At 33.2% G+C, this 12374-nt stretch carries 8 protein-coding genes; 4 read left to right on the forward strand and 4 right to left on the reverse strand.

Features of this window, described 5'->3' with window-relative positions; genetic code table 11:
- Positions 1-20: 20 nt before the first annotated feature.
- Together CF67_RS04475 and CF67_RS04480 are read right to left on the reverse strand one after the other, a co-directional pair.
- Positions 21-1127, reverse strand: coding sequence for a hypothetical protein (locus tag CF67_RS04475; protein WP_155994568.1), 1107 nt, complete (start codon positions 1125-1127; stop codon positions 21-23).
- Positions 1078-2322, reverse strand: a complete 1245-nt coding sequence (locus CF67_RS04480) for a ParA family protein (protein ID WP_052538134.1) — start codon at positions 2320-2322, stop codon at positions 1078-1080. Before CF67_RS04480 ends, CF67_RS04475 begins: the two co-directional genes overlap by 50 nt.
- Positions 2323-3098: 776 nt before the next feature.
- Here CF67_RS04480 and CF67_RS04485 point away from each other — a divergent pair.
- A complete protein-coding gene (locus CF67_RS04485) occupies positions 3099-3788 on the forward strand; it encodes an endonuclease (protein ID WP_034414967.1) in 690 nt (229 codons plus the stop codon).
- Positions 3789-3826: 38 nt separating this feature from the next.
- Here CF67_RS04485 and CF67_RS04490 read toward each other — a convergent pair whose 3' ends face one another.
- Positions 3827-4786, reverse strand: a complete 960-nt coding sequence (locus CF67_RS04490; protein WP_052538136.1) for an AAA family ATPase — start codon at positions 4784-4786, stop codon at positions 3827-3829.
- Positions 4783-5865, reverse strand: coding sequence for a DNA mismatch repair protein (locus CF67_RS04495; RefSeq protein ID WP_242633208.1), 1083 nt, complete (start codon positions 5863-5865; stop codon positions 4783-4785). Before CF67_RS04495 ends, CF67_RS04490 begins: the two co-directional genes overlap by 4 nt.
- 926 nt (positions 5866-6791) lie before the next feature.
- Here CF67_RS04495 and CF67_RS04500 point away from each other — a divergent pair.
- From CF67_RS04500 to CF67_RS04510, 3 genes are all read left to right on the forward strand, one after another.
- Positions 6792-8054 carry a beta-barrel domain-containing protein gene (locus CF67_RS04500; protein ID WP_034414970.1) on the forward strand — a complete coding sequence of 421 codons (1263 nt, stop codon included), beginning with the start codon at positions 6792-6794 and terminating at the stop codon, positions 8052-8054.
- Between the two features lie 12 nt (positions 8055-8066).
- Entirely contained in the window at positions 8067-10172 is a 2106-nt protein-coding gene (locus CF67_RS04505) for a peptidase domain-containing ABC transporter (RefSeq protein WP_034414973.1), read from the forward strand.
- 655 nt (positions 10173-10827) lie between these two features.
- Positions 10828-11892 carry an MvdC/MvdD family ATP grasp protein gene (locus tag CF67_RS04510; protein ID WP_034414977.1) on the forward strand — a complete coding sequence of 355 codons (1065 nt, stop codon included), beginning with the start codon at positions 10828-10830 and terminating at the stop codon, positions 11890-11892.
- Positions 11893-12374: the final 482 nt, after the last annotated feature.

The raw sequence follows: 12374 nt of genomic DNA on the forward strand, positions 1-12374 counted from the left end.
TTTTTTTTAAAAAAAACTGTTTAACATTTATAAATGTTAAATCCATTTTTAGGAGAGGTGAAAACATTCTCTATAGCAGATAACATGTCTTGCTCTAATGCTTTAGGAATATGTTGCAAGCTAATGTTGCTGCCTTTTCTCGTTCGTTTAATAAATACTTTTGATTCTCCATATTTAAAAATTGGATCACTACTTTTTGTTCTCTTATTGATTTTTTGTGCTCGTTCATGCCATATATCCACAATTTTTTTAGCTTGTATGTCAATTGGGAGCACCTCTAAACCTAAGATTTGTTCCTTTAACTCATGCAACGCTTCATCGAACACTTCTTTTTCTAGTATTCGTTTTGTTGCTGTATTGAACTTTAACACGTAGGACTGGGGTACAGCCTTGCTCGGTAGCAACCTGAGTAATTGGGCAGGTGCAGAGAAAAATGAAAGGCTAAGGCTGATATCTTGCTGAGTGTATCGACGTTCCCTTTTCAAATCAGCTTGCGTCCAGGCATGTGTTTCCATTAGTTTGCTGTAAAGTTTTCCTTTTTCGAAATACGAAAACCCTTTCTTCTTATTCGATGTTTCTACTACCCATCGAATGGTTTCTTCGCTCGGCTTTCGATCAAAAATATCGACGTCCAAACCAACTTTACGTATAAGCGCTGCCGTCATTCTTCTAGAACCTTCCATGACAGATTTCTTATGATTAGCATCAATATACGCAATAATAGGCATTAGCTGAAAACCCATACCGATTTCATCAATGATATCAACCAACGCGTTTTCTGTAAGTTCAGATTCATCTCGTACGTTGTCATTATCAATAACGCAAAGTTCCTTTAGTTGCTTATACGTTAAATGCGATGTAGCTACCGTATAGATCTCACCGGATGGGGTCGTAATTGTTCGTATAGGCTTTGAGAGGAGAATACCAGACTTTTCTTTAAGAAAGTTTGCAAAAGAGATGCCGGCTTTACTTAGGCTATCTGTTAGTTTTAAATAATTCAGTTCAGAATCAATCTTTGCTTCAGAGATATGATCTATATCACCTGAAGGCATACTTGGAGTAAAAAGAGATTTGGTATTATGTCTTTTTGCTAATGTCGCTTGAATAGCATGTTTTCTCTTGTTCATATTCATCTGTTTCCTTATCCCATACGTTTCTTACTTGTAACATGATGTCTATCAAGATTTGATCAGCGTTTAATTTGGCATTTTTAAACGTTGTTTTATGACCTGAATACATGGATTTTGATAAATCGTAGATGCTGTTCTTTTCTAAAGAACAAAGCTTAACCGCTTCAGATTTTTTAAACGTTGTCGAAAATAAATAGCCATTAAAGTACTCATTCAATTCTTCTCTGATTTCTAACGAAGAAACACTATTCTCTTCATAATTTGTGAGAAGAAATTTCACAAAATCGTATCCTTCATGACCTTGAGAAATGAGGTTTTTATAAATCTTTGGGAGATAACTGAGATACTGACATGTCGCATCTGTATCGTTTTGATTTGCCCCTAGGGGAATAATGACGCTTGTCGCAGCATTGTAAGCATTAATAGACGCATAACCAAGAGAAGGTGGTGTATCGATTAGAATGATATCAAAATCACCACTAATAACTTCTATCACGTTTTTAACGCGAGAATAAGGAGATTGGATTGATCCATTAAACACTCCTTCGTGGAAGATGGATTCAATATCTCTATCCCTTTGAGTAGCAGGAATAATCTTTAAGTTTGGAATGGTGGTATCAGACACGGAGTCCCGAATAAAATCTTTATAGCTCAGCGTCTCTGGATTGATCTGTATAAGTTCACCAATAGTCGTACGATCATCGCCATTTATAGACGGCTGATACGCACTTAATGTACTTTGTCCGTCCATGTCGATAACTGCAACTCGATAAACTTCATGATATTCAACGGCTATCCCCGTAGCAACAGTAATACAGCTGAGTGTTTTACCTACTCCACCTTTTTGGTTTTGTACAACAATCACCTGTGTTTTTTGATCAGATTGACGTTTAAATGGCTTGGTTTTTTTTTTCAAAAGAGTCGTTTCAGGAAGGACGTCACGAATTTTGTAAATTTGATTAATATCGAGCATCCACCTAATACCATTTTCAGAATATGCTTTCGGGTTAATACCTAATTCAGCTGCATATTTTTCAATTGTTCTATAATCACATTTCAGATACTCAACAGCGTCTGGCCTGTCAAAAGTGCGTGGAAGTTTTGGTCTAATTTTCTCACGCTGATCAAGCAGCTCGGATGCGCCCCTAGAAATTTCTTCAAGTACTTTTAATGTTTCAATTTGCTTTCTCATCAGCTCCATTTCGTTTAGCATCATAAAGATAAATTAATCATGTCACGATGAATCATTCATGTAAATATTTTTTTAGAATCAAAATGAAATTACTACATATAAAGACAATGAAAAATAATCAAATTAAAGTAAAAAAAGATCTCTCCTATATGAGCTACGAATACCAAGCAAGATTTCAATTACACTCTCAACAGAGTTCATTTATCGCACAAAATGATCCATACTTTCTTAAATAGAAAATCTTAATCATTAGCAGATCAAAAAAATCAATAAAAAAACGATTTCAAACTCAAGTTTTCTTGAACGCTAATAAAGTTTGAAGAAGCAAAACCAACTTTTATAGACGGTCTCTCCAAGATCTATTTCAGGTGTACTCTAGGTATTATATTTTTCATTCCATAATGCGGTTATCTCTGATCTGATAACTAGCCTATTTCCTGATCTAATTAACAGTGTATTTCAATCGGGTAAAGAGAGAAGAAATCCAGTTTAAATATATACCACTCGTATTCGCTACGAAAACTATTTTGAATTTCTTACTTTCTTAACTACTTACTTGTCATTTACTCATTAATTGAAATTGAATCACGTTCAAAGGTAAAAAAGTAAATCAAAAAAGAGACCGATCAACCTTCTGTTCTCTTAAAAATGTACTTTTCCTGTAAAAATTACAAATCAGATCGAAATAAGCTAATTCTAAGGATCTTTGAAATGAGTACACAAATAAATGTAAAATACATTATTCATATAAACAAAACTAAAAATAATAGTAACTTATGAAAAAAATATTACTTTTAACACTCATCGCTTCACCCTTATCATTTTCTTATCCGAATAGTTTTCAACAAGCCAAAAAAGAAGCTTTTAATGTCTACAAATATCATCCTTACACATTTTACTGTGGTTGCGACATTACATGGAAAGGCATTAAAGGATCAGGTAGTCCAGATCTAAAATCTTGTGGATACAAAGTGAGAAAAGAACCCAAAAGAGCTAACAGAATTGAGTGGGAACACATCATGCCAGCATGGAGCTTCGGGCATCAAATGCGATGCTGGCAAGAGGGAGGTAGAAAAAATTGCCTAAAAAAACATAAATTTAAAAAAATGGAATCCGATTTGCATAATCTTGTTCCTGCTGTTGGGGAAGTTAACGGAAATAGAAGCAATTATAAATTTACACAATGGAATGATAATAGAGGCGATTCTTATGGTCAGTGTTTAATGAGGATTAGTTTTAAAGAAAAAATTGCGATGCCTCCTATAGAGACAAGAGGAAAAATAGCGAGGGCATACCTTTATATGAGTAAACAATACAACATAAAGCTATCAAAAAAAGAAAGAAAAACAATGGAAGTATGGAATAAGCTTAATCCTGTTACAAGCTGGGAGTGTGAAAGAGATTATAGAATTACAAAAATACAAGGAAACAGCAATTCATTTGTTTCTAGACGATGTAAAGAATAGCCGATAACCGGTCTCACTATTATGATAGAGTGAAGTCCTTATAAAACGTTTCTCATATCTTCATCTTTTTTATTATTCGCATCATCAATACCACCAAGGGTAATAGAATCCGGTTCTATTTTAACTTTTTTGCTTATCTTACGTCTTTTTTTATGAACCGTTGACATTCTTAATTCTGGATATGCAATCGATACTTGATCATAATGCTTTGCAACTAAAAGATTATTATACCAATCCAATGGGATGTTTTTACTCTCTTCTTTAGAGAGATAGTTAGCCTTCAAGAACTGTAAACTCAATGATTCATCTTTTTTAGACATTGAGATCAAAAATTTTGTTAGTCTCATTATAGACGTTAAACCGGCTCCAGAGGCCATCGTGATTTTCTGTAAACCATGAATCTCACTTTTATTTACATGATGAACTAAAATAATGCTGGCACCGGATTCGCTAGCTAAGCGATTAAAAGTATTTTTGATTTTTCGGTCATCTTTCACTTCGTCGCATTCACCAATAGCTTCAGTTACGGTATCCAAAATTACCAAACTATATTCACTAAACATTTGTTTAAGAGAAACTAATAAGCGCTCGTGGTAAATATAAACTTGATCTGGAGAACCGGGAGGGATTACAAAGGGTTCCTTACAAACCGCAATATCCAAAAACTTATCTAATTCACTTAGCACCAATTCATTTAAAATAGACGCTTTCTCTTTGAGTCGCTGAACAACTACTTCGATGGAATCCTCCGTAGTAATATATAGCGTTTTTTTTGGAGTTTGTTGAGCGCTTAACCCCACTAATTTACAACTGGAGGCGTGTTCAATGGCCACACTAAGCATTAGATGAGATTTTCCAACATCCGGTGCTGCAATCATCATACCGATATGACCTTGTAAGAGTCCTCTCAACGTGTACTTTGGTGGTAAATTAAAATCCGATAAATTAGATGTTCTTACTTTCAAAAATGGTAATTTTATCCATTTTTCTAAAGTCATCGTTCGTCTCCAACATAAAAAATTCTTGTCTCACCATCTACTTTTTTCAATTGCACTGAAAAATCACTTTCAATCTGTCTATCAACACTGATCACACTTTTTTTTAGATCATTTTTGAACGTTTTCGAAACAGGGGATGGGATAGAAGCAATGTAGTTAGAAAGAAGCCACTCGAAAGTCTTTCCATTGATGAATTGGTACTGATGAGTTCGCAGGTATTTCAAGAAAGAACGGACAGAGGGTTTACTATAATGACACATTAGGTACTGCTCCTTCCGATAAAAGTAACCTTGATCGCGTATAGCTTTAAGTAAGCGGTTATCGGGAACAATAAACAAATGATTAGTATTTTTCTTAGCTTTGCCGTTCTTATTTTTGGAATTATCGTAAAGAAAACGAAAGTCTTGTATAAATCTAAGATGAGAGCGATTTTTGAAATTATTTTCCTCGTCTAATTCACTTACAGTAATAAACGCACCAGCCAACTGAGAAATACGTTTTTCAATCATATTATAGGAGGAACGATGTGGCATAATGCCCATACGCTTGGCCAAATCGTACATACTAATTGATAAAACCACCGAACCAGTATTCAACACATCAAAGTTATCATGCTGAATAGAACTTAAGTTACCTTCCGGTAAGGTCTCACGTATAATTTCTGACCATGTGAATTTTTTACCACTTTTATAGGCAGTTTCATCCAATGTTATTGTAGTTGAAAATGCCAATAACGTATCTAACAAATCTCTATGGCCTTGTAGAAGATAATCTACGAAAAGATCAATTTGGTAATCTTTACCGTAAACACTGACAACCTGAGATTCCAGTGGAGTAAGGAAGTTGGTACCACCTCTTTTTGCAATTTCCGACAACCTTCTAATCATATAAGGTGTAGGTCTTTGGGAAGGATGAAAAATCGTCATTCTAGAAAGTAATAACGAAGATATAAAGTTATTTTTTCTATTAGTTTCACTAACAACTGTCAACGTTTTTTTAGATCCAGAATCTAAACTTGTTTTATCTGAACTCACTATAAGATCAGCTATCTGTCCTATATTTGAATACCTTTGGCTCATTTAAACTCATTATACATTATTGTAATACACAGCAATTTTTCTAGTCATTGACCACATATTTAATTACGTAGATATACCATATAAAAACCAAACAGATTGTAAATAACTATATCACAAAACATGAAAAAAGATAAATTACTATACATAGAATAGGTAAATTACTATATTTTGTAGGTAGATTACTATAGTAAAATGACTGATTACTATATTTTGTAGGTAGATTACTATAAAAAAACGCTATCACTAAGAATATAAGGCTTTAAGATATTAAAGCCTTATACCTAAGTTATTTATATTTTTATATTTGGTTAGTTTCTCATCGAAAATGATTTCACAGCAATGACTATCCAAACTATATTTCTCGGTGGCCGCATTATTCTTTCAGTATGGTAGATCTTCCGCTACCGTAGAGAGCAGACTTGCTCCGCGCGCATATCTCTCTACGGTCAAGCGGGGAGTATAAGCAAGTTATACATTGGTTTTACATTCTAGTATGTCGGTTACATTACCATTTTAAATCCGAAACAGGTAATGCCCACGTATACATGGATTTAAGTGATGTGTTTTTTTAAGAATTTGGGTGGTTGAGTTTTAGTGCCAAGATAAAAAGGCAATAGATTAGAAAGTCTGCCTTATATCACGATTTCACGTATTGATTCTGAAGAGGAAGAGATTTCATCGGAAGTTAAAGATAGTACCAACGCCATTGCGGAAAAATCAGAGCTATCTTTCAAGTATCTAGACTGTTTCAGTTGACATGTTTGAATACAGGTGGTCCAAAAAGTCAAATTTAGATGGCCAATTTCTTTGGAAGTTCTCTGAATGAAAGATGAAAACTAAAGAGGTGGATATTTTCTTCTTGTGTCTAATGATAGGAATTTATTAAAGCCAGATCTTATAATCAACGATAACATTATAAGTTTCAAATGATAGAAAATGTACATAAAAAACAATTATTTAGAGGTAAAGTACTTCATGAGCTAACAAGAAGTAATGAAGGTTCGATTTTGATTTTACAGTCAAAATTGTACTTTCAGTTAACAACTATAGTAGTGGTTCTCTTTATATTGTTTTTAATATTACTTGGCTCGGTTAGTGTATCGCATAAAACACAAATAGTAGGTAGCTTAATACCTGATAAAGGGACAATTAAGTTATATGCTACTAGAAGTGGTAGAATCGAAAAAGTAAATATATACCAAGGTCAAAAAGTAAAAAAAGGGGATGTTCTTCTCAGCATTGTAAGCGAAAGAAGGGGAATAAATGGAAGTAAAATAGATGAAAAAATAGCCAAAGAGTTAGAAAAAGAATTGGAAAATACCTTATCTAAAATAGAAATTGAAAATGCTCTATTGGAAGTGGATAAGTTATCTTATAGTGAAAATGTGAAAATATTGGAGAATGAGAAGAAGCATATCCATGAAAGACTAATGATAAACAGAAGTTCATTATTAATCTATGAAGATAAGATTGCAAAAAGCGAAATTTTGTTCAAGAAAGGTTTGCTTTCAAAAATACACTACGAAAATGACAAAATTGGTTTATTGAAAGAGAAAGTGTTATTCGAAATCAATAGGCAAAGTCTCGATAAAGTGAAATCGGATTTTTTAAAAAATAGAATAAAATTCAATCGTTCGGAATTAGAACGGGAAATGAGAATCCTGAGTCTTAAAAGTAACGCATCAAGCCTAACACGTGATATTCTCATTGCATCCTTTGAGAGAGAACATCCAATTGCCGCTTCTGTTTCTGGGACAATTACAGCGATTCAGGTATCTGAAGGGATGGATATAAGGCAGGGTGAACTAATCGTCATCGTTGTTCCTGAAGAATCAARATTATTAGTCGAATCGCTTATTCCTGCTAGGTCTTTAGGTAGAATTGAATTAGGAGAACCGGTAACGGTACGATATCCGTCTTTCCCATACCAAAGATATGGCCAGCATAAGGGAAGAGTTATCCAGATAACAAAATCTGCATTTTATCCTGATGATGAAATCATTAAAGGATATAGAAAAGCTGAGCCCGTTTATAAATTACTTATAGAAATAGAGGAAGAAAAAATCAAACATGATGATGATTTTTTTGAGCTCATTTCTGGAATGCAAGTCGAGGCAAATATTATTCACAAGAGAGTGACTCTTCTCGAAAAATTCTTAACAATTTTCAAAAAAAAATATGATTTGTAAGAATATAAGTTTATGAAAAAGATTTTTTTTGGATTGAAAACACCTTTAATAATACAATCAGAACAATCTGAATGTGGTCTAGCATGTTTAGCTATGGTTGCTTCGTTTCATGGTTATGAAACAGACCTAACTGAGTTGAGACGCGATTTCTCTTTGTCACTAAAAGGTGCGACCCTATCTACTATTATAGATTTTTCAAAAAAGCTAGGATTTATATCCCGTGCACTCCGGATAGAAATAGAGGATATACCTTATATACAAACTCCTGCAATTCTGCATTGGGACATGAACCATTTTGTCGTTTTAACTAAAGTAAAGAACAAAACAATTAAAATTCATGATCCAGCTTTCGGAGAAAAAACAATATCCCGTCAATCACTTGATAAACATTTTACTGGAGTAGTACTTGAGCTATCACCAGGACCAGACTTCGCAGCTAAGAAAATTGAAAAAAGAGTTAGTTTTCGAAAAATGATCGGATCTATCTCCGGTATAAAAAAGTCGATATCACAAATTTTTCTTGTTTCTCTAGTTTTGCAGCTGCTCTTAATGGCACCACCGTATTACAGCCAGATTATTTTTGATGATGTTATCGTAGAAATGGATGAAATATTACTCGATTCTTTATTTTTACTATTTGGAACTCTTGCTTTTATTATAGGCTTTATTGAAATTTTACGCTCCAGAATTGTTTTGCACTTCAGTACACAACTTAATTATCAAATGGGTACAGGACTTTTTTGGCACCTTGTCAATTTACCTGCGGACTATTTTGAAAAAAGACATATTGGTGATATCGTGTCGAGATTTTCATCTCTTGAGAAAATACGGAACTTTTTATCGGAAGGTATCGTTCAAAGCATCATTGATGGATTAATGTGTAGCATCACTTTTATAATAATGATGACTTACAGTCCACCATTATCTTTTGTTGTTTTTGTACTTATATGCTTTTTTTCTATATTAAGGTTTTCTGTTGTCCAACATGAAAGGAAACTTAATGAAAGTCTTATTAGCAACGTATCAAAAGAACAATCTAATTTTATCGAAACAATACGTGGTATAAAGACTATTAAACTATTTTCACACGAAAAAAGTAGATTTTGGATATGGCAAGATTTTTTTATCAACAACATTAATTCAGAGATTAAAATTTCAAGTCTGAATATTAATATTGATGCTTTTAGAAATATAATTTTTGGTTTAGAAAACATAATAATGTTGTATTTTGGCGCCAATATGGTTATCAAAGGTTCATTCACTGTTGGAATGCTAGTTGCGTTCACAGCTTATAAGTTAATTTTCGTTGAAAAGATAAATAATTTTTTATCAATGCTCATCGAGTTTCGAGTACTCAAGCTCCATTTACGAAGGTTAGTTGAAGTTACCTCTGAATCTAGAGAAGACGCATTCGACAATATTCCTGTTGGATTAAATCCAATTCTATCAGGAAAACTTTCCGTAAAAGATTTATCATTCCGATACGCATCATCAGAACCCTATATTTTTTCAAATATAAACTTCACTGTACAATCCGGCGAATTTGTTGCCATTACTGGTTCTTCAGGTGTAGGTAAATCTACATTGCTTAAAATTCTTATAGGACTTAAAAAGCCTAGTATGGGTCATACTTATATCGATGATTTTAATGTCAATAAAATTTCCAAACAAAAATATAGAGCTAATATTTCAACGGTTATGCAAGATGATCAACTTTTGTCAGGTACACTGTGGCAGAATATATGCTTTTTCGATGAAGGTCCTGATCTTGAGTGGATATACGAGTGCGCAAAAATGGCAGCAATACACGATGATATAATGGAAATGCCAATGAGCTATCATTCTTTAATAGGTGATATGGGTACGGCCCTATCTGGTGGTCAGAAACAAAGAATATTAATTGCTAGAGCTTTATATAGAAAACCTCGTATTATTTTTTTAGATGAGGCTACATCAAATCTTGACTCATCAACAGAAGAAGTAATATACGATTCAATAAGTTCTTTGAACATTACACGTTTAATTGTTGCACATAGACTCTCTACCATTCGTTCGGCAGATCGTGCATTAAGACTTGAAAGAGATAAAATCATTGATGTTACTCATCAATACAAATGAAAAATAATCGAATGAATGCAGTTCACTCTAAAATCGCTGCTACGAATGGTGACTACTTATCATTTTTTTGTACGCAAATTTTGCATTTAGACTCATCATATTCAATTTCAAAAACGTGACATTGATTTTTCTTCCGTCAATACAGATATTTTGAAACAAATCACGCTATAAAAATTATGATTATAATTTTATTGATCAGGTATATAGTAACAACTATGATGATAATCGAGCCGTAATGAATAGGCTGACTTTAAAAAGGATTTTAAGATGAAAAAAGAAATAAAAGAGAATCGTGTTTTAGCTCGTAAAGTTGCTTGTGAACTATCACCTGAAGAAGTTAAAAAAGTGAGCGGCGCTTTTATATGTACCAGTGATATGATAATAAGTACATACACTAGGTACGGAAGAGACACTAGATATGATCCAACCTGCAGTGTCTTATAAATAAAAAAAAAGATGCACGGGTTTAAAAAAAATATTTGGCGCTTTATAATTTTAAAGCGTCTTTCGTTTGAGCGTATTTTGTTGTATACAAGGATATTTAAAGTTCTGGTTAAAATCGGAATCTTATGAATAATCGCACATAAGAATCGATATTCTTGATCAAATGTTTCTTCTTAAGTGAGATGTTCGTAACGGTAATCGGGTATGTTTGATGAAGGTTCATATTTTCTCAGATTTTGATGACTATCATGCGGTTGCTGTCCATTGGGGTTTAAAAAAATTGGGGGTTCAATCCAATATAATCCCTGGGATTTCATATAAGATAGATTCATCCATCTCCTTCTTATTTCCTGAGAAGAAATATAAAATAGGCACTAAATTAATAGAACCTTGTGATTCTGCCTGGATAAGACGACCGGTCCCCCCAATCACTCACCCTGACACAGATCCGCTAGATAAAAAATTTTCTAATCATGAATACAAGGATGCTTTTATTGGATTACTACATAGATTAGAGTCACTGAAGCTATGCGTAAATTCCTACAGTGAAGAGGAAAAATTTGAGAATAAACCTTTTCAACTGGGTATGGCCGTTGATTCTAAATTTTTAGTTCCAAAAACATTAATGACAAATCATCCAGATAACGCTAGGAAATTCATTAGATCCCTTACATCAGAATGCGTTTATAAAGCGTTCAAACCACATGTTTGGGAATCTAAAGAAGAGAATACACATTCAAAAACAAGAACTTTTAAAATTACTGAAAAAGACTTATTAGATGATTTTGTAGTCCAATCTACACCTCTAATTTTGCAAGAATATATAGATAAGGCCTTTGACACACGCGTTGTAGTTATGGGTAAATTAATAACAGCAGTTAAAATTATCTCGAAAAATCAGAAAGATGAGGCACCGACAGATTGGAGACCCGCTTTACATATCAATTTTAAAATGGATGTAAAGGAAATTGAAGTTCCAGAAAACATTAAAGAAAGCATTCATACTTTCATGAAACATTCGGATCTATCTTTCACATGCTTAGATTTTTCAGTGGATAAGTTTAGCAATTGGTGGTTTTTAGAATCTAATGCAAATGGTCAATTTCTCTGGATCGATTATGAGAATAAAGGAATGAATCTCTTGTCAAAATTTTGCTCATTCCTTGCATCTGGAGATAAGGGTTTTGAATCCTTTAAGTTTGACAACTCTATTACCTTAGATAAATTTAAAAAGTCTGAAGAATTCAACCTTGCTATAAAGAAAATGAAAGGATAAATTAGCAGCCGCTTTTCTAGGTCAAGCAGCTATTTTGCTGCTTTATGGTGTTAATTTGAAATACATCATGTGAATTGATCGCAACTTTTCAGATATACTTCAACAATTGATTTCATCCAATCATGTCATTGTTTCTTCACCAAACTAACTCGGGGGAATTGTTTGCAACTATCTATCAAAAAGATCGTAGTCTACTGAACTGATATCTTTATAATTTTTCTAGTAATTTTCGCTACTTTTCACTTTTTTATGTTCTTCAACAATAATGTAGTAACGATTACATTGTTTGTTTCACCTATTGACCTTGTTAAGTATTTTTGAATTATCAATTTGATAATGTTTCAGTCTGAATAAATCAAGAGCTTTCAGTACCTTACCTTATCGCGAAATCCAAGCCATTATATTAGTGGAAATCATAGGATTTTCCATCCGATAACAAAATGACGGAAACACACGTAATTCTATGTTTTTTTTAAAAAAAA

It is taken from the genome of Candidatus Photodesmus blepharonis (genome assembly GCF_000731795.2).
In the GTDB taxonomy this organism is placed as follows: domain Bacteria; phylum Pseudomonadota; class Gammaproteobacteria; order Enterobacterales; family Vibrionaceae; genus Vibrio; species Vibrio blepharonis.

Coding starts and splice junctions, on each gene's coding strand:
- CF67_RS04490 (WP_052538136.1), bottom strand. CDS start 4,786: ATGACTTTAGAAAAATGGATAAAATTACCATTTTTGAAAGTAAGAACA.
- CF67_RS04485 (WP_034414967.1), top strand. CDS start 3,099: ATGAAAAAAATATTACTTTTAACACTCATCGCTTCACCCTTATCATTT.
- CF67_RS04505 (WP_034414973.1), top strand. CDS start 8,067: ATGAAAAAGATTTTTTTTGGATTGAAAACACCTTTAATAATACAATCA.
- CF67_RS04510 (WP_034414977.1), top strand. CDS start 10,828: ATGAAGGTTCATATTTTCTCAGATTTTGATGACTATCATGCGGTTGCT.
- CF67_RS04480 (WP_052538134.1), bottom strand. CDS start 2,322: ATGAGAAAGCAAATTGAAACATTAAAAGTACTTGAAGAAATTTCTAGG.
- CF67_RS04475 (WP_155994568.1), bottom strand. CDS start 1,127: ATGAACAAGAGAAAACATGCTATTCAAGCGACATTAGCAAAAAGACAT.
- CF67_RS04495 (WP_242633208.1), bottom strand. CDS start 5,865: ATGAGCCAAAGGTATTCAAATATAGGACAGATAGCTGATCTTATAGTG.